16 protein-coding genes are annotated in these 18,217 nt (G+C 73.1%); 6 read left to right on the top strand and 10 right to left on the bottom strand.

The features are described from left to right. Positions 1-50: 50 nt before the first annotated feature. The gene (locus RMN56_RS13465; protein WP_313724110.1) at positions 51-968 is read left to right on the top strand and encodes an iron-sulfur binding domain-containing protein; all 918 of its coding nucleotides are present in this window, start codon (positions 51-53) and stop codon (positions 966-968) included. Between the two features lie 65 nt (positions 969-1,033). Here RMN56_RS13465 and RMN56_RS13460 read toward each other — a convergent pair whose 3' ends face one another. From RMN56_RS13460 to lysS, 3 genes are all read right to left on the bottom strand, one after another. Beyond that, positions 1,034-3,571: an ATP-dependent Clp protease ATP-binding subunit gene (locus tag RMN56_RS13460; protein ID WP_313724109.1), complete on the bottom strand. Its 2,538-nt coding sequence runs from the start codon at positions 3,569-3,571 to the stop codon at positions 1,034-1,036. A gap of 483 nt (positions 3,572-4,054) precedes the next feature. Then, positions 4,055-4,405 (bottom strand): histone-like nucleoid-structuring protein Lsr2, encoded by a 351-nt coding sequence (locus RMN56_RS13455; RefSeq protein WP_091267630.1) that lies wholly within the window; start codon positions 4,403-4,405, stop codon positions 4,055-4,057. 112 nt (positions 4,406-4,517) lie between these two features. Then, on the bottom strand, positions 4,518-6,026 hold the full coding sequence (gene lysS / locus RMN56_RS13450; RefSeq protein WP_313724108.1) for a lysine--tRNA ligase: 1,509 nt from the start codon (positions 6,024-6,026) through the stop codon (positions 4,518-4,520). A 91-nt stretch (positions 6,027-6,117) separates the two neighbouring features. Between lysS and RMN56_RS13445 the strand changes: the two genes are divergently transcribed. Together RMN56_RS13445 and RMN56_RS13440 are read left to right on the top strand one after the other, a co-directional pair. Then, the gene (locus RMN56_RS13445) at positions 6,118-6,858 is read left to right on the top strand and encodes a class I SAM-dependent methyltransferase (protein WP_313724107.1); all 741 of its coding nucleotides are present in this window, start codon (positions 6,118-6,120) and stop codon (positions 6,856-6,858) included. A gap of 86 nt (positions 6,859-6,944) precedes the next feature. Continuing rightward, positions 6,945-7,685, top strand: a complete 741-nt coding sequence (locus tag RMN56_RS13440; protein WP_313724106.1) for a class I SAM-dependent methyltransferase — start codon at positions 6,945-6,947, stop codon at positions 7,683-7,685. Between the two features lie 3 nt (positions 7,686-7,688). Here RMN56_RS13440 and RMN56_RS13435 read toward each other — a convergent pair whose 3' ends face one another. Beyond that, a complete protein-coding gene (locus RMN56_RS13435) occupies positions 7,689-8,447 on the bottom strand; it encodes a type III pantothenate kinase (RefSeq protein WP_262282719.1) in 759 nt (252 codons plus the stop codon). Between the two features lie 117 nt (positions 8,448-8,564). On the opposite strand from RMN56_RS13435, the gene RMN56_RS13430 reads away from it, so the two are divergent. Next, complete coding sequence (locus tag RMN56_RS13430) at positions 8,565-9,668, top strand: acyl-CoA synthetase family protein (RefSeq protein WP_313724105.1); 1,104 nt, start codon at positions 8,565-8,567, stop codon at positions 9,666-9,668. 3 nt (positions 9,669-9,671) lie between these two features. On the opposite strand, the gene nadC is transcribed toward RMN56_RS13430, so the two are convergent. From nadC to RMN56_RS13400, 6 genes are all read right to left on the bottom strand, one after another. Continuing rightward, entirely contained in the window at positions 9,672-10,568 is an 897-nt protein-coding gene (gene nadC / locus RMN56_RS13425) for a carboxylating nicotinate-nucleotide diphosphorylase (RefSeq protein WP_313724104.1), read from the bottom strand. Positions 10,569-10,623: 55 nt separating this feature from the next. Then, positions 10,624-12,363 carry an L-aspartate oxidase gene (locus RMN56_RS13420; protein WP_313724103.1) on the bottom strand — a complete coding sequence of 580 codons (1,740 nt, stop codon included), beginning with the start codon at positions 12,361-12,363 and terminating at the stop codon, positions 10,624-10,626. A gap of 61 nt (positions 12,364-12,424) precedes the next feature. After that, positions 12,425-13,327, bottom strand: coding sequence for a septum formation family protein (locus tag RMN56_RS13415; RefSeq protein ID WP_313724102.1), 903 nt, complete (start codon positions 13,325-13,327; stop codon positions 12,425-12,427). 95 nt (positions 13,328-13,422) lie between these two features. Continuing rightward, positions 13,423-13,851: an aspartate 1-decarboxylase gene (panD, locus tag RMN56_RS13410; protein WP_099163397.1), complete on the bottom strand. Its 429-nt coding sequence runs from the start codon at positions 13,849-13,851 to the stop codon at positions 13,423-13,425. 30 nt (positions 13,852-13,881) lie between these two features. Further along, complete coding sequence (panC, locus tag RMN56_RS13405; RefSeq protein WP_313724101.1) at positions 13,882-14,730, bottom strand: pantoate--beta-alanine ligase; 849 nt, start codon at positions 14,728-14,730, stop codon at positions 13,882-13,884. Positions 14,731-14,773: 43 nt separating this feature from the next. After that, on the bottom strand, positions 14,774-15,721 hold the full coding sequence (locus RMN56_RS13400; protein WP_313724100.1) for a Rossmann-like and DUF2520 domain-containing protein: 948 nt from the start codon (positions 15,719-15,721) through the stop codon (positions 14,774-14,776). Between the two features lie 236 nt (positions 15,722-15,957). On the opposite strand from RMN56_RS13400, the gene RMN56_RS13395 reads away from it, so the two are divergent. Together RMN56_RS13395 and RMN56_RS13390 are read left to right on the top strand one after the other, a co-directional pair. Continuing rightward, entirely contained in the window at positions 15,958-17,049 is a 1,092-nt protein-coding gene (locus tag RMN56_RS13395) for an SAM-dependent methyltransferase (RefSeq protein ID WP_313724739.1), read from the top strand. Continuing rightward, entirely contained in the window at positions 17,046-18,215 is a 1,170-nt protein-coding gene (locus RMN56_RS13390) for an NADH-quinone oxidoreductase subunit D (RefSeq protein ID WP_262282710.1), read from the top strand. The genes RMN56_RS13395 and RMN56_RS13390 overlap by 4 nt, the downstream gene beginning before the upstream one ends. Positions 18,216-18,217 lie beyond the last annotated feature (2 nt).

Here is an 18,217-nt window from a genome sequence, read left to right as displayed (position 1 = left end):
CGCCCCGCCCAACCCGCGGGAAAGCCGCCCGTGACATCCTGGGCGGCGCGATGTCTGAGCCCACCTTCGCCACCCTGGTCAGCCGGTGGTACGAACGCAACGCCCGCGACCTGCCCTGGCGCGAACCCGGGGTCGGCGCCTGGGCGATCCTGGTCAGCGAGGTCATGCTCCAGCAGACACCCGTGGTCCGGGTGCTGCCGGCCTGGGAGGCGTGGCTGTCCCGCTGGCCGACGCCGGCCGCGCTGGCGGAGGACACGCCGGCCGAGGCGATCCGGATGTGGGGCCGGCTCGGCTACCCCCGCCGGGCCGTACGCCTGCGCGACTGCGCGGTGGCCATCGTGGAACGGCACGGCGGTGAGGTGCCGGAGCGGCTCGACCACCTGCTGGCGCTGCCCGGGGTCGGCACGTACACGGCCCGGGCGGTGGCGGCCTTCGCGTACGGCCAGCGGCACCCGGTGGTCGACACCAACGTCCGGCGGGTGGTGTGCCGGGCGATCGCCGGCGAAGCCGACGCGGGACCCGCCACCCGCCCCGCCGACCTGGTCGCCACCGAGGAGCTGCTGCCCACCGAGCCGGCCGCCGCGGCCCTGGCCAGTGCGGCGTTCATGGAACTCGGCGCGGTGGTCTGCACCGCCCGGGCCCCGCGCTGCGGGGTGTGCCCCGTCGAGTCGAGCTGCGCCTGGCGGGCCTCCGGCCAGCCGGCCCCGGCCGGCCCGACCCGCCGCCCCCAGCGCTACGCCGGCACCGACCGGCAGGTGCGCGGCCTGCTCCTCGCGGTGCTCCGCGACGCCTCCGGGCCGGTGCCGCACCAGCGGCTGGACCAGGTCTGGCACGACGACGTGCAGCGGGCCCGGGCGCTGGCCGGGCTGGTCACCGACGGCCTGGTCGAGCCGGTCGGCGAGGAGTCCTTCCGGCTCGTCGGCGACGGCCCTCCGGTCCCGCTCCCCCGCCCCTTTACGGGGGCATGAGAAAAGGCGACGGCCCCGGTGGCTCTCGCCTACCGGGGCCGTCGCCCTCGATCAGTTGCCCGAACTTACGCGGCGTCGTCCGCGCCCGTGGCGGCGGTGCCGCCGAGGTCCGCCGGGACCGCGTCCGGCACGGCCACCGGCCGGTCGGCGCCCCGGAAGACAAGCTTGGACTTGTCGATGTCGCTCGGGTCGCCCTCGCAGTCCACCACCACGATCTGACCCGGGGTCAGCTCGTTGAAGAGGATCCGCTCGGACAGGTTGTCCTCGATGTCGCGCTGGATCGTGCGACGCAGCGGCCGCGCGCCCAGCACCGGGTCGAAGCCCTTCTTCGCCAGGTACTTCTTGGCGTTGTCGGTCAGCTCCAGGCCCATGTCCTTGTTCCTCAGCTGCGTCTCGATCCGGGCGATCATGATGTCCACGATCGAGAGGATCTCGTTCTCGCGCAGCTGGTGGAAGACGATGGTGTCGTCGATCCGGTTGAGGAACTCGGGCCGGAAGTGCTGCTTGAGCTCGTCGTTGACCTTCTGCTTCATCCGGTCGTAGTTCGACTCGGAGTCCTCAGAGGCCTGGAAGCCCAGCGACACCGCCTTGGCGACGTCCCGCGTGCCGAGGTTGGTGGTCAGGATGATGACCGTGTTCTTGAAGTCCACGATCCGACCCTGGCCGTCGGTGAGCCGCCCGTCCTCCAGGATCTGGAGGAGCGTGTTGAACACGTCCGGGTGGGCCTTCTCGATCTCGTCGAAGAGGACCACCGAGAACGGCCGACGACGCACCTTCTCGGTCAGCTGCCCGCCCTCGTCGTAGCCGACGTAGCCGGGAGGGGCACCCACCAGCCGGGACACCGTGTACCGGTCGTGGAACTCGGACATGTCCAGCTGGATGAGGGCGTCCTCGCTGCCGAACAGGAACTCGGCGAGCGCCTTGGAGAGCTCGGTCTTACCGACACCGGACGGGCCGGCGAAGATGAACGAGCCGGACGGGCGCTTCGGGTCCTTCAGGCCGGCCCGGGTGCGCCGGATCGCCTTCGAGACCGCCTTGACCGCGTCCTCCTGGCCGATGACGCGCTTGTGCAGCTCGTCCTCCATGCGCAGCAGGCGCGAGGTCTCCTCCTCGGTCAGCTTGTAGACCGGGATGCCGGTCCAGTTGCCGAGCACCTCGGCGATCTGCTCGTCGTCGACCTCGCTGACGACGTCCAGGTCACCGGCCTTCCACTCCTTCTCCCGCTGGGCCTTCTGCCCGAGGAGCTGCTTCTCCTTGTCGCGGAGCTGCGCGGCCCGCTCGAAGTCCTGCGCGTCGATCGCGGACTCCTTGTCGCGGCGGACCTGGGCGATCCGCTCGTCGAAGTCCCGCAGGTCTGGCGGCGCGGTCATCCGGCGGATGCGCATCCGGGCACCGGCCTCGTCGATCAGGTCGATCGCCTTGTCCGGCAGGAAGCGGTCGGAGATGTAGCGGTCGGCCAGGGTGGCGGCAGCCACGAGAGCCGCATCGGTGATGCTGACCCGGTGGTGCGCCTCGTAGCGGTCCCGCAGGCCCTTGAGGATCTCGATGGTGTGGGCCAGCGAGGGCTCACCCACCTGGATCGGCTGGAAGCGGCGCTCGAGAGCAGCGTCCTTCTCCAGGTGCTTGCGGTACTCGTCGAGCGTCGTGGCGCCGATGGTCTGCAGCTCGCCACGGGCCAGCATCGGCTTGAGGATGCTGGCGGCGTCGATCGCGCCCTCGGCGGCACCCGCACCCACCAGGGTGTGGATCTCGTCGATGAACAGGATGATGTCGCCGCGGGTGCGGATCTCCTTGAGCACCTTCTTGAGGCGCTCCTCGAAGTCACCGCGGTAGCGGGAACCGGCGACCAGCGCACCGAGGTCGAGGGTGTAGAGCTGCTTGTCCTTCAGCGTCTCGGGCACCTCGCCCTTGATGATCTTCTGGGACAGCCCCTCCACCACGGCGGTCTTGCCGACGCCAGGCTCACCGATCAGGACCGGGTTGTTCTTGGTCCGGCGGGAGAGCACCTGCATGACCCGCTCGATTTCCTTCTCGCGCCCGATGACCGGGTCGAGCTTGCCCTCGCGGGCGGCCTGGGTCAGGTTCCGGCCGAACTGGTCCAGCACGAGGCTGGTCGACGGCGCGGCCTCGCCCGGCGCGGCGCCCGCCGCGGCCGGCTCCTTGCCCTGGTAGCCGGAGAGCAGCTGGATCACCTGCTGGCGGACCCGGTTGAGGTCGGCGCCGAGCTTGACCAGCACCTGGGCGGCGACGCCCTCGCCCTCACGGATCAGGCCGAGCAGGATGTGCTCCGTGCCGATGTAGTTGTGGCCGAGCTGCAGCGCCTCGCGCAGCGACAGCTCCAGCACCTTCTTGGCCCGCGGCGTGAACGGGATGTGCCCGCTCGGCGCCTGCTGGCCCTGGCCGATGATCTCCTCGACCTGCTGGCGGACGCCCTCGAGGGAGATGCCGAGGCTCTCCAGGGCCTTTGCCGCGACACCCTCACCCTCGTGGATCAGGCCCAGCAGGATGTGCTCCGTACCGATGTAGTTGTGGTTGAGCATCCGGGCCTCTTCTTGGGCCAGGACGACAACCCGTCGCGCTCGGTCGGTGAACCGCTCGAACATGCCCTCGTGCTCCTCACGTGCCGTGCGCCTTGATGGTCAGATCTCGGCGGGGCCGGTGCGCGGACGTCCGGGACGGGCGTCCGTGCCTCCTTACTCTATCGCCGCGGACCGACTCCGCTGAGGTCGTGTGTCCCCGCGAATGGTCGTGCACGCGTCGTTTCTGACAACCGTCCGCGCTCAGGAGGTGTTCCGGTACCCCCGCCTGTACGCGCAGAGCGAAATTCGACCGCCGGTGGAAAAGCCCGGTCGAGGGGCTGGAGCGGGGGCGTCGACGCCCGGCCGCCGTCTTCCACAACCTGTGGACAGAATCTCCACCGCCTGTGGACAACGGCCCCGGGCGCCGGTTTCTTCCCGTGCCCGGCGACGCCGCGCCACCCGCCCGGCACGGACCGGACAGACGGCGCGCCCGGGCGGAAACGGCGACGCCGGCCCGGAGTGGCACTCCGGTCCGGCGTCGTGTCGCCCGCTGCGGGGTCGTCGGGGTCAGTGCCCCGCCTTCGCGTGGTACTCGTCCACGATCTCCTGCGGGATGCGCCCCCGGTCGGAGATGTCCTTGCCGGCCTTCTTGGCCCAGGCCCGGATGGCCTTGTTCTGCTCGCGGTCGGCGGTCGCGCCGCCCCGCCCACGGGCGGCCCGGCCACCCACGACCACGCCGCCACGGCCGACCTTCGTGCCGTGCGCGATGTACTGCGCGAATACGTCGCGCAATTTTTCAGCGTTGGAAGCCGAGAGGTCGATCTCGTACTGCACACCGTCGAGCGCGAACTTGACGGTCTCGTCAGCGTCCCCGCCGTCCAGGTCATCGACCAGCTTGTGAATGATCTGCTTGGCCACGTCCCACATTCCTTTCGAGCAGGGTTGTGCTCCTGCAATACAAGAGCACAATAGCCCGCCCGCCGCTCGCTCCGTCAATAGGACGCGGTAACGACCCGGAGAAGCTTGTGTGCTACTCGGGCCGGACCAACGGGAACAGGATGGTTTCCCGAATTCCCAGGCCGGTCAGCGCCATCAGGAGCCGGTCGATTCCCATTCCCATACCGCCGGCCGGCGGCATTCCGTACTCCATCGCCCGGAGAAAGTCCTCGTCCAGCCGCATGGCCTCGTCGTCGCCCCGCGCCGCGAGCTGCGCCTGCGCCACCAGCCGCTCCCGCTGCACCACCGGGTCGACCAGCTCCGAGTACGCGGTCCCCAGCTCGAAACCGAGCACGTAGAGGTCCCACTTCTCGGCGAGCCCCGGCTCGCTGCGGTGGGCCCGGGTGAGCGGGCTGGTCTCCTCCGGGTAGTCGCGGACGAAGGTGGGCGCCTGGAGCGACGGGACCACCAACTCCTCGAACAGCTCCTCGGCCAGCTTGCCCGGGCCCCACTTCGGGTCGACGGAGAGGCCGACCTTGTCCGCGTACTCGACCAGGCGCGACCTTTCGGTGCGGACGGTGACCTCCTCGCCGAGCGCTTCGGAAAGAACACCGAACAGCGACACCGAGCGCCACTCGCCACCCAGATCGAACTCGTGGCCGTCGGCGTGGGTGACCACCGTCGAGCCGGCGACCGCGAGAGCGGCCTGCTGCACGAGATTTCGGGTCAGCTCCGCCATGGTGTTGTAGTCGCCGTACGCCTGGTAGGTCTCGAGCATCGCGAACTCGGGCGAGTGCGAGGAGTCGATGCCCTCATTACGGAAGTTGCGGTTGATCTCGAAGACCCGGTCGACGCCGCCGACGACCGCGCGCTTGAGAAACAGTTCCGGCGCGATTCGCAGATACAGATCGGTGTTCAACGCATTGCTGTGGGTCACGAATGGGCGGGCCGCCGCGCCGCCGTGCAGCAACTGGAGCATCGGGGTCTCGACCTCGATGAAGTCCTGCGCGTGCAGGGTGTCCCGGAGGCTGCGCACGGCGGCGGCCCGGGTGCGAACCATCTGCCGGGCCTGCGGGCGGACCACCAGGTCCACGTAGCGCTGGCGGACCCGGGCCTCCTCGCTGAGCGGCTTGTGCGCCACCGGCAGCGGGCGCAGCGCCTTCGCGGTCACCGCCCACTCCTCGACGAGCACCGACAGCTCGCCGCGCCGGCTGGTGATCACCTCGCCGGTCACCCCGACGTGGTCGCCCAGGTCGACCAGGCGCTTCCAGTCCTCCAGCCGCTCGGCGCCCACCCGGTCCAGGGAGAGCATCGCCTGGAGTTCGGTGCCGTCGCCGTCCCGCAGGGTGGCGAAGCAGAGCTTGCCGGTGTTGCGCACGAAGATCACCCGGCCGGTGACCGAGACCCGGTCGCCGGTGGCCGTGTCGGTGGGCAGCTCGGCGTACCGCTCGCGGATCTTCGCCAGCGTGCTGGTCCGCGGGAAGCCGACCGGGTACGGCTCGACGCCCTCGGCGAGCATCCGGTCCCGCTTCTCCCGGCGGACCTTCATCTGCTCCGGAAGGTCGTCGGCGGGGTCTACTGGCAGGGCGTTCTGCTCGGTCACGGCACGCTTCCTCAGACGGAGATTTCGGGCGGGGTCAGGCCCCGAGCGTACTCAAGGGCCTGCCGGGTCGTTACCGGATAACCTGCCCGCCATGACCGACCCCACTGAGGCCCTGTCGTTCGGCGCGGCCGCCGCCGACTACGACCGCTACCGGCCCCGCTACCCCGAGGCCGCGCTGCGCTGGGCGCTCGGCGACCTCACCCCGCCGGCCCGCATCGTCGACCTGGGCGCCGGCACCGGGATCGTCAGCCGCGGCCTGCTCGCCCTCGGGCACGCGGTGACCGCCGTCGAGCCCGACCCGGCGATGCGCGCCCAGTTCGAGGCCGCCACCCCCGGCGTCGCCGCCCGGGAGGGCAGCGCCGAGTCGGTCCCGCTGCCCGACGGGTACGCGGACGCGGTGCTGGTCGGCCAGGCGTACCACTGGTTCGACCGGGAGCGGGCGCACCCGGAGATCGCCCGGGTGCTGCGGGCCGGCGGGATCTTCGCGGCGGTGTGGAACCTCCGGGACGACCGGGTCGGCTGGGTGACCGAGCTGAACCGGATCGCCGAGATCGGCGACACCGTCGACCACCTGCGCGAGACCGTGACCGGCTTCGGTCCCCGGTTCGCGGCGCCCGAGTGGGCCGAGTTCGACCACACCACCCCGCTGACCCCGGGCGAGCTGCTCGGCATGGTGCGCACCCGCTCGCACTACCTGACCGCCGGACCGGAGCGCCGCCGCGAGGTCGACGCGGAGCTGCGCGACCTCCTCGCCGCCCACCCGGAGCTGGCCGGCCGGCACACGATCGACCTGCCCTACCGCACGCTGGTGGCCCGGGCGCGGCGTAACTGACCCCGCCCGGCCGGGCGGCCCACCTCGGTCGCCCGGCCGGGCGCCGCCGCCCCCCGCGCGACCGGCCGCCGCACTAGCCTCGCCTGATGGTCGACGTCATCCCGGCACTCTCCTTCGGCGCCGCCGCCGCCGAGTACGACCGGCTCCGCCCCCGCTATCCCGAGGAGGCGCTGCGCTGGGCGCTGGACGGGCTGGCCGCCCCGGCCCGGGTGGTCGACCTCGGCGCGGGCACCGGCATCCTCACCCGCGGGGTGCTCGGGCTGGGCCACGAGGTCGTACCCGTGGAGCCGGATCCGGGGATGCGGGCGCAACTGGCGGCCGCCACCGCGGGCACCACGGCGCTGGCCGGCAGCGCGGAGTCGGTGCCGCTGCCGGACGGGTCGGCCGACGCGGTGCTGGTGGGTCAGGCCTACCACTGGTTCGACCGGGAGCCGGCGCACGCCGAGATCGCCCGGGTGCTGCGGCCGGGCGGCACGTTCGCGCCGGTCTGGAACGTCCGGGACGAGCGGGTGGCCTGGGTGGCGGAACTGACCCGGATCGCCCACCTCGGCGACAACGCCGGCGACGTGACCGAGAAGTACAGCGACTTCGGTCCCGCCTTCGAACCGGTCGAGCTGGGCGAGTTCGCCCACGCCACCACGCTGACCCCCGACGAGGTGGTCGGCATGCTGCACACCCGCTCGTACTGGCTGACCGCCCCGCCCGACGAGCGGGCGCGGATCGACCGGGAGCTGCGCGAACTCTTCGCCACCCACCCCGACCTGGCCGGCCGCGCGGCGGTCGAGCTGCCCTACCGCACCCTCGTCCTCCGCTCCCGCCGCCGCTGAGGCTCAGAGGTTGCGCTCGTAGACCATCCGCAGGCCGATCAGGGTGATCATCGGCTCGTGGTGGGTGATGGTGCGGCACTCGCTGAGCACCAGCGAGGCCAGGCCGCCGGTGGCGATCACGGCCTTCACCTCGCCCAGCTCCTCGGTCATCCGCTCGACGATCCGGTCCACCTGGCCGGCGAAGCCGAAGTAGAGGCCGGCCTGGAGGCACTCGACGGTGTTCTTGCCGATCACCGAGCGCGGCTTGGTGGCCTCCACCTTGCGGAGCTGGGCGGCGCGGGCGGCGAGCGCGTCGAAGGAGATCTCGATGCCCGGCGCGAACGCGCCGCCGAGGAACTCGCCCCGGCCGCTGATCACGTCGAAGTTGGTGGTGGTGCCGAAGTCCACCACGATGCACGGCCCGCCGTAGAGGGTGTACGCGGCCAGGGTGTTGACCACCCGGTCCGCCCCGACCTCCTTGGGGTTGTCGATGGCGAGCTGCACGCCGGTGCGCACGCCGGGCTCGACGATCACGCTGGGCAGATCGGCGTAGTAGCGGGCCAGCATGGTGCGCAGCGAGCGCAGCGCGGCCGGCACGGTCGAGCAGGCGGCCACGCCGGTGATCTCCACGGCGTCACCGGCCAGCAACCCGCGGAACATCAGACCCAGCTCGTCCGCGGTGGACCGGGCGTCGGTCTTGATCCGCCAGTTGTGCACCAGCTTGTCGCCGTCGAAGGTCGCCAGCACGGTGTTGGTGTTCCCGATGTCGATGCAGAGCAGCACGGTCGCAGCCTAGACAACCGCCTCGCGGGCGGGCGCGCAGCGGCGGCCGAACCGTATCCTGAACACATCGCGGCATGAACATGGTTCTATCCACGGCACGGCCGGACGGGGGCGGACATGTCGAGGATGTGGTGGGTCCGGGGGCGCAGCGCCCTGCTACGGCGGCGCCGGCACGTGCTGGTGCTCGCCGTGCTGGCCGGTGGTGCGCTCTGGATGATCGTCCAGGCCGGGCAGTCGTGGCAGCGCCACGGGCAGACCTTCCGCGGCGACCTCTACCTCAACGTCGGCGCCGCCCTGATCATGACGCTCCTGACCTATCTGGTGCTCAACCCGCTCTTCCGGGAGCTCCGGACCGCCACCATCATCGAGCACCCGCGGCTGGACCGGGACGCGCTGATCCAGCGGGTGGCGCAGTCCCGCGAGGTGGTCGCCATCCTGGAGACCTTCACCAGCATGCTGGAGGGGCCGTACACCAACCGGTTCCTCGCCGCGCTGCGCTTCGCCCTGGCCAACGGCGCCACGGTCAAGGTGCTGCTGCTCGACCCGGACTCCCCCGCCGTCCGGCTACGCGCCGAGGAGCTGCGCCGCGCCGACACCGCCGTGGCGATCATGAACAACCTCTACCACTTCAGTCGGCTCCAGCAGCAGCTCGCGCCGGCCGCCCGCTCGCGCCTCCGGGTACGGATCTACGCCACCGCGCCCTCGGTCCAGATGTACCGCTGGGACGACAAGGCGTTCATCTCGTTCTTCCCCGTGCACGGCAAGACCTTCGACGCCCAGCAGCTGGAGGCCTACGTCTCCACCCCGCTCGGGGAGTTCGTCGACGACCGGTTCAACGAGCTGTGGGAGACCGCCCCGGTGCGCGACCTCGACGCCTGCCTCACGCTCAACGTCTGCCTCCGCCGGGGCGACACCGAGCTGGAGTCCTGCGACGCCCGCTACGTCCGGCTGGACGGCACCTGGTACATCGCCGGCGGCGACCTTGTCCGCAACGTCGCCCGGCACGGGCTGGCCGGGCTGACCGTGGTGCTGCCGAGCCGGCCGGAAGCGGCCGGGCAGGCGTTCGCCCTCGCCGAGGCCGACGAGCTGGAGGCCGAGATCTACCACCGCGCGCTCCAGCTCTTCCGCGCCAAGTACGGGCTGGACGCCCGGGACGACACCGAGAGCCAGGTCATCTTCAACCTGGTGCCGGCCACCGCGCTCACCGCCCGGCTGGGCTGACCCTCACTCCTCCCGCAGGTCAAGCGCGATGTCGAGGATCGGCGAGGAGTGGGTCAGCGCGCCCACCGAGAGGAAGTCGACGCCGGTCGCCCCGTACTCGGCGGCCACCGGCAGGGTGAGCCCGCCGGTCGCCTCCAGCTCCGCCCGGTCGCCCACCGCGGCCACCACCTCGCGCAGCTGCGCCGGGGTCATGTTGTCCAGCAGCAGGAAGCTGGCGCCGGCCTCGACCGCCTCCACCGCCTCGGCCAGGGTGTCCACCTCCACCTGCACGGGCACGTCCGGGAACGCCTCCCGGACCCGGCGGAACGCGGCGCCGATCCCGCCCGCGGCCACCTTGTGGTTGTCCTTGATCATGGCGACGTCGTGCAGGCCCATCCGCTTGTTGGTGCCGCCGCCGGCGCGGACCGCGTACTTCTCGAGGGCGCGCAGGCCGGGGGTGGTCTTGCGGGTGTCCAGCACGGTCGCCTTGGTGCCGGCCAGGGCGTCGGCCCAGGCCCGGGTGTGGGTGGCCACCCCGGACATCCGGGACAGCAGGTTCAGCGCCGTCCGCTCGGCGGTGAGCAGCAGCCGGGTCGGACCGGTCACCGTGGCCAGCACGTCGCCCCGCGCCACCCGCTGCCCGTCGTGGGCCACCAGCGACACCTCGACGGTACGGTCCGCTCGGGTCACCTCGCCCACCAGCTCGAACACGGCCGCGGCCACCGGCAGCCCGGCCACCACGCCGTCGGCGCGGGCGACCAGGTCGGCCGTGTCGTTCTGCGCGTCCGGGATGGTGGCGACGCTCGTCACGTCGAGGAAGTTCGGACCCAGGTCCTCGGTGAGCGCGTCGACGATCACCCGCCGGACCTGCTCCGGGTCCAGGCCACCGGCCCGCAGCGCCCGCTCCGTCGACTCCCTCACTGTGCCTCCTTCGTTCGCGACTGCGGGGCTCGCAGGACCGGCTCACTCCTCGCGCTCACTGTTCCTCCCAGCGCTCGGTCAACAAGCCCTCCGCCCCGATGCCGGCCACGAGGTGGCCGCGCCACCGCTCGTCGGCCGTCGGGAAGTCCTCCCGCCAGTGGCAGCCCCGGGTCTCCCGGCGGGCGTACGCGGCGGCGACCAGTGTCGACGCCACCGTGATCAGGTTCGTCGCCTCCCAGTCGGCGGTGCGCGGCACGCCCCGGGCCTGGCCCAGCTCGGTGAGGGCAGCGGCGGTACCGGCGAGGGTCGGCGCCGAGCGGAGCACGCCCGCGCCCCGGGTCATGGCCCGTTGCAGGGTCGGCGTGGCCCCGGCCGGCACGAGCCAGCCCTGACCGCCCACCCAGGCACCGACCTCGGCCGGCTTCGCCTGCTCGGGCAGCCCGGCGGCGATGTCCTCGGCGATCCGGCGGGAGAAGACCAGCCCCTCCAGCAGGGAGTTGCTGGCCAGCCGGTTGGCGCCGTGCACGCCGGTGCAGGCGACCTCGCCGCAGGCGTACAGGCCGGGGATCGAGGTGCGGCCGCGCAGGTCGGTCCGGACGCCGCCGGAGGCGTAGTGGGCGGCCGGGGCGACCGGGATGAGGTCGGTGGCCGGGTCCACCCCGATGGCCAGGCAGGAGGCCACGATCGTCGGGAAGCGTCGGGCCAGGAAGTCGCCGCCGAGGTGGCGGGCGTCCAGCCAGACGTGGTCCGCGCCGACGGCTCCAGGTCGCGGCGCGGCGTCAGACGCGCCGAGCTGGAGTTGTCGTCCGGTGGCCAGCAGCACCCGGTGGATGCCCTTGGCCACCACGTCGCGGGGCGCCAGCTCGGCCAGCTCGTGCTGGCCCACCATGAACCGCTTGCCGTCGCCGTCGACCAGGTGGGCGCCCTCGCCGCGCAGCGCCTCGGAGACCAGCGGCTGCTGCGCGAGCCCCGCGCCGGGCTCACCGGCCGGCACGATCAACGCCGTCGGGTGGAACTGGACGAACTCCAGGTCGGTGACCGCCGCGCCGGCCCGCAGCGCGAGCGCCACCCCGTCGCCGGTGGAGACGGCCGGGTTGGTGGTGGCCGCGAAGATCTGCCCCATCCCGCCGGTGGCCAGCACCACGGCCCGGCCCAGGATCGCCCCCACGCCGTCCTCGCTGCCCTCACCGAGCACGTGCAGGGTGATCCCGCAGGCCCGGCCGAGCCCGTCCGGCCCGTCGCCGGGGGCGCGCAGCAGGTCCAGCACCAGGGCGTGCTCGACCAGCCGGATCCACGGGTCGCGGCGCACCGCGGCGTGCAGCGCCCGCTGCACCTCCGCACCGGTGGCGTCGCCGCCGGCGTGCACGATCCGGTCGGCCCGGTGGCCGCCCTCGCGGGTGAGCATGAGCGAGCCGTCCGGGTTCCGGTCGAACTCCGCCCCGATCCGCATCAGCTCGCGCAGCCGGGTCGGGCCCTCCTCCACCAGCACCCGGACCGCCGCCGGGTCGCAGAGGCCGACCCCGGCCACCTCGGTGTCGTACGCGTGCGCGGCCGGCGTGTCCGCCGGGTCGAGCACCGCCGCGATGCCGCCCTGCGCCCAGCGGGTCGAGCCCTCGTCGATGTTGACCTTGGTGACCACGGTGACGTGCAGGCCGGCCTCGCGCAGGTGCAGCGCGGCGGTCAGCCCGGCGACCCCGGAGCCGACGACGATCACGTCGGTGGTCTCCACCCAGCCGGGTGCGGGCGCGGCGAGCAGCCTCGGCAGGGCCGGCAGGTCGACGGTCGGAAGGTCCATGGGAACAGTCAACCCGAAGGGCTCTCGTCCCGGGCGTCGGGGGCGGGACGAGTGGTTTCGGCTACCTCGTCCGCACCGGGAGGCCCGCCGGGCCGGCCCCCTTGAGCGAGGTGGTCACCGTGCGGTCGCTGAGCCAGAGGTAGCAGCGCACGCCTCGGTCGCCGACCGCCCACCGTCCGGCGCCGGGCGGGCGGACCACCACCCCGCTGCGGAACCGCAGCGTCGGGTCGTCCGGCACACCGGCGTACGACGCCAGGACGGTGTTGCAGCCGGTGTAGAGGGGCGCCCAGTCGGCGTCCTTCTTCGGGTACGGGCGCTCCGGCGCCGCCCACACCCCGACGAACTCGGCGTCGTGGGCGGTGCGGCAGTCGACCGGGGTGAGCGTCTGCACCCGGCGCGCGTCCCGGCCGGTGCGCTGGCAGCCCAGCCGCAGCGGGGACGGACCCTTGAGCGCGCCGCGCAGGCTGCCCGTCCGGGTCACCACGGTCGCCGCCGCCTCGACCGTGGTCAGCTCGGTCAGGTCGCAGCGGTACCAGCGCGAACCGGCCGCCCAGCCGGGCCCGGTGGGCAGCGCCACGGCCAGCCGCAGCCGGCCGGCCCGCCAGTTGTCACCCACGTAGCCGCCGGCCCGGGTGTCGCAGTCGGCGAAGGCCGTCCGCAGCTCGGGGGAGCCGAGCACCGGCGGGCCGGCGCGCTCGACCGTGAACGTCCCCACGTGCACCGTCTCCACCCGGTGCGGCAGGTCGCAGCCGACCGGGTCGTAGCCGGACAGGCCAACGGAGGGGGTGAAGTCGGCGACCTGGCAGACCCCGGCGGCCGGGGTGAACGCGCCGGCCGGCGGCAGGGCGCCCCAGTCGTCGGTGAGATCCCCGTCCAGCCCGCCCGACGGAGCACACCCGGCGCCGGCCGCCAGCGCCGCCCCCGCGACCAACGCGGCGACGAGCCTCCGCATCGCCCGGCCCATCGCGCCTCCCCAGCCCGACGACCGTCGATTCCGACGGTCCGACCAGGGTAGCGGGAAATGACCTTCCGGTGACAGACCGTGCGTGCGGCCCGGGATCAGTTGAGGGCGGCGGCCAGCGGGTTGGGAACCGGGTCGCCGGCGGTGCCCGGGGCGGCCGTGGTCGGGTCGGCGGTCAGGTCGACGACCCTGTTGTCGGCGTCGACGTGCACCACCCGCGGCTGGTAGGAGCGCGCCTCGGCGTCGTCCATCTGCCCGTACGAGATGAGGATGACCAGGTCACCCGGGTGCACGAGGTGCGCCGCCGCGCCGTTGATGCCGATCACGCCACTGCCCCGCCGCCCCGGGATCACGTACGTCTCCAGCCGGGCGCCGTTGGTGATGTCGACGATCGCGACCTGCTCGCCGGGGATGAGGTCGGCCGCGTCGAGCAGGTCCTCGTCCACGGTCACCGAGCCGACGTAGTGCAGGTCGGCCTGGGTCACCGTGGCCCGGTGGATCTTCGACTTGAGCATGGTCCGGAGCATCGGGGTGCCTTTCCGAGGGATCTGGTCGGGTCAGGAACGCGGGGCGAGGTGGATCGCCGTGTTGTCGATGAGGCGGGTGGCGCCGACCCAGGCGGCGACCAGCAGCCGCGCCGGGCCGGAGACCGGGCCGGGCTCCAGGTCGGCGTCGGTGAGCACCAGGTAGTCCAGGCGGGCGCCGGGCGTACCCGAGTCGAAGGCCCGGTGGGCGGCGGCCAGCACGGCGCCGGCGTCCGCGCCCCCGTCGGCGGCCTCGACGCCGGCCCGCAGCGCGGCGGAGAGGCTCAACGCGGCCCGCCGCTCCTCCGCCGACAGGTAGCGGTTGCGGCTGGACAGGGCCAGCCCGTCCGGTTCGCGGACGGTCGGCACGCCGACGATCTCCGTCGGCACGTCCAGGTCGCGGACCATCCGCCGGACCAGGGTGAGCTGCTGGTAGTCCTTCTCGCCGAAGAAGGCCAGGTCGGGGCGCGTGAGCTGGAGCAGCTTCATGACCACGGTGAGCACGCCGTGGAAGAAGCCGGGGCGGCTCAGCCCCTCCAGGTCCTCACCGAGCGGGCCCGGGTTCAGCCGCACCTTCGGCTGACCCTCCGGATACATGTCCTCCACGGCGGGGGCGAAGACCACGTCCGCGCCGGCCCGCCGGCAGATCTCCAGGTCGGCGTCGAGGGTGCGCGGGTAACGGTCGAAGTCCTCGTTCGGGCCGAACTGGAGCGGGTTCACGAAGATCGTCACGAGCACGTGGTCGGCCCGCTCCCGGGCGGCGCGCAGCAGGGCCTCGTGCCCCGAGTGCAGCGCGCCCATGGTCATCACCACGCCGACCGTGCCGGTGCGGCCCTCGCGGGCCGCCGCCAGCTCCTTGCGGGTGTGCACCAACTCCGTCATCAGTGCCTCCTCGGTTCCGGACTGCGGGCCTCGCAGAACCGGCTCACGCCGGCACCTGCATGCCGTCCAGGACGTCCAGCAGCGGCGCCGCGTCGGCCGGCCGCAGCCGGCCCGCCGCGACCGCCCGCTCCGCCGTCCGTCGGGCCAACGCCAGGTAGGGGGGCACGGATTCCGGGGCGGTCGCCGCCAGCCGCTCCAGGTGCCGGCGCACGGTGCCCGCGTCGCCCCGGGAGACCGGGCCGGTGAGGGCGTCGTCGCCGAGCCGCAGCGCGTTCTCCAGGGCCGCCCGCAGCAGCGGGGCGAGCACCTTCTCCGGCCGGTCCACCCCCGCGTCGCGCAGCCGGTCGGCGGCCTCGTTGACCAGGGTCACCAGGTGGTTCGCGCCGTGCGCCAGCGCCGCGTGGTAGAGCGGCCGGTCGCCCTCCGCCACCCACTCCGGCACACCGCCCAGGTCGGCCACCAGCCGGGCGGCGAACGCGCGCAGCTCGGCCGGGGCGGTCACCCCGTAGGAGATGCCGGCGAGGCGGGTCAGGTCGTCCGGCGTACCCGTGAAGGTCATGGCCGGGTGCAGCGCGAGCGGCCGGGCGCCGGCGGCGGCCGCCGGGGCGAGGACGGCCAGCCCGTGCGCGCCGGACGTGTGCGCGACCACCTGGCCCGGCCGCAGCGCACCGGCCTCGGCCAGGCCGGCCACCACGCCGGCGAGGGCATCGTCGGGGACCGCCACGACCAGCAGGTCGGTGGCGGCGCGGGCCACGGCGGCGGCGGTGCGGGTGGGGGTCTGCGGCAGCAGCAGCGCCATCCGGGCCCGGGTCGCGCCGGAGGCGCCGGCGGCGGCGACCACCCGGTGGCCGGCGGCGGCGAGGGCCGCGCCGAGCACGGCGCCGACCCGGCCGGCGCCGATCACGCCGACCGTGAGGGTGCGCGGGAAGACGAGCGGGGCGTCGGCGGCCCGCGGTGGGGCGGCCGGACGCGAACGCAGGGGTGCGCTCATGGCAATCGATCCAGTCCTCGAAGGGGGTACCGGTCGATCGCAAGTATGCGCCGGGGCCACAGAGCCGAAACAAGGATGTGTGAAAACCTTCACCGGCGGTGCGGAGGGGCCGCTCCGGAGACGCCCAACGGCCCCTTCTGGTACGTCGGCCCACGTCGCGCGGGCGCCGGCCGTCCGCCCGCCGTAGGGTCGGCACGGTGACGCCCCCCGCACGTTCGCTCCGCTGGCGCGAGGCGATGACGAGCGCCCTCTACGGCCCGGACGGCTTCTTCGTCTCCGGCCCGGGGCCGGCCGCCCACTTCCGCACCAGCGTCCACGCCTCTCCGGTCCTGGCCTCGTGCCTGCTTCGGCTCCTGCCTTCTCTCGATGCCGCCCTCGGCCATCCCGCTCGGCTCGACGTGGTGGACGTCGGCGCGGGTCGCGGGGAGCTGTTGCGGTCGTTGTCGGTCGCCGCCCGCCCGTCGTCCTCCGGGCCGGCCTCCGCCGGGTCCCTGGCCGCCGCGCCGGTTCCGCTGGCCGACCGGGTACGCCTCATCGCCGTCGAGAAGGCACCCCGGCCCGAGGACCTGCCGGTGGAGATCGAGTGGCTGGACGAGATCCCGGAAGGCGTCACGGGTCTGCTGGTGGCCACTGAATGGCTGGACAACGTTCCGCTGGACCTCGCGGTGCACACCCCCGAGGGCTGGCGGTACCTGCAGGTGGACCCGGCAACGGGCGAGGAGTCGACGGGTGCCCCGGTCACCGCGGAGGACGCCGACTGGCTCGCCCACTGGTGGCCCGCCCCACCCCCCGACGCGGTGATCAAGAAGTTCGCGTCGGCGGGGACCGCCACACCCGACGCAAACCTCATGATCAACGGGGTGGGAGATCGAGTGGAGATCGGCCGGACTCGCGACGAAGCCTGGGCGGCCGCGATCGGGAAGATGGTGCGGGGACTCGCGCTCGCCGTGGACTACGGGCACCGCCGGGAGGACCGGCCGGTCGGCGGGACGTTGACCGGGTACCGGGGTGGACGGCAGGTCGCGCCGGTGCCGGACGGGTCGTGTGACGTGACGGCGCACGTGGCCATGGACTCGGTCGCCTCCGCCGGTGAGCGGGTCGCGCGGTGTGCGTACACCCTGGTGTCGCAGCGGGACGGGCTGCGGGCGCTCGGGGCAGACGGCGGGCGACCGCCGCTGAGCCTGGCCTCCCGGGACCCGGCCGGCTACGTGCGCGCGCTCGCCGCTGCGTCGGCGGTGGCCGAGCTGACCGACCCGGCCGGCCTCGGCGGGCACTGGTGGCTGCTGCAACCGGTCGACATCACCCTCGATCCGCTCATGGCACGATGACGGGCATGACCACCGACGCCGGCGACCTCCGCGAACTGACCGTCGGCACCGGGGCCGGCGGGGAGCAGCTCGGCACCGACATGGTGCTCAACATCGGGCCGCAGCACCCGTCGACGCACGGCGTGCTCCGGCTGAAGCTGGTGCTCGACGGCGAGCGGGTGGTCTCCGCCGAACCGATCGTCGGCTACATGCACCGGGGCGCGGAGAAGCTGTTCGAGGTCCGCGACTACCGGCAGATCATCGTGCTGGCCAACCGGCACGACTGGCTCTCCGCGTTCTCCAACGAGCTGGGCGTGGTGCTCGCCGTCGAACGGCTCATGGGCATGGAGGTGCCGGAGCGCGCGGTCTGGCTGCGGATGGCGCTCGCCGAGCTGAACCGGGTGCTCAACCACCTGATGTTCCTCGGCTCCTACCCGCTGGAGATCGGCGCGATCACGCCGATGTTCTACGCGTTCCGCGAGCGGGAGACCATCCAGGCGGTCATGGAGGAGGTCTCCGGCGGCCGGATCCACTACATGTTCAACCGGGTCGGCGGGCTCAAGGAGGAGGTGCCGGCCGGCTGGACCACGCGGGCCCGGGCCGCGATCGGCGAGGTGCGCCGCCGGATGCCAGACCTGGACAACCTGATCCGGCGCAACGAAATCTTCCTGGCCCGCACCGTCGGCGTGGGCGTGCTGTCCGCGGCCGACGCCGCCGCGTTCGGCGCCTCCGGGCCGGTCGCCCGGGCCTCCGGGCTCGACCTGGACCTGCGCCGGGACGAGCCCTACCTGGCGTACGACCAGCTCGACGTGCCCGTGGTCACCAAGACCGCCGGGGACTGCCACGCCCGCTTCGAGGTGCTGCTCGACCAGGTGTACGCCTCGCTCGACCTCGCCGAGCAGTGCCTGGACCGGGTCGACCGGCTCAGCGGGCCGGTGAACACGCGGCTGCCCAAGGTGGTCAAGGCGCCCGAGGGGCACACCTACGCCTGGACCGAGAACCCGCTCGGCATCAACGGCTACTACCTCGTGTCGCGGGGCGAGAAGACCCCGTGGCGGCTCAAGCTGCGCACCGCGTCGTACGCCAACGTGCAGGCGCTGGCGACCCTGCTCCCGGGCTGCCTGGTGCCGGACCTGATCGCCATCCTCGGCTCGATGTTCTTCGTGGTCGGCGACATCGACAAGTAGCC

It is taken from the genome of Micromonospora halotolerans, from assembly GCF_032108445.1.
GTDB lineage: Bacteria > Actinomycetota > Actinomycetes > Mycobacteriales > Micromonosporaceae > Micromonospora > Micromonospora halotolerans.
Note: the sequence above shows the minus strand (reverse complement) of the source record. Positions and strands in the feature narration are given on the sequence as shown.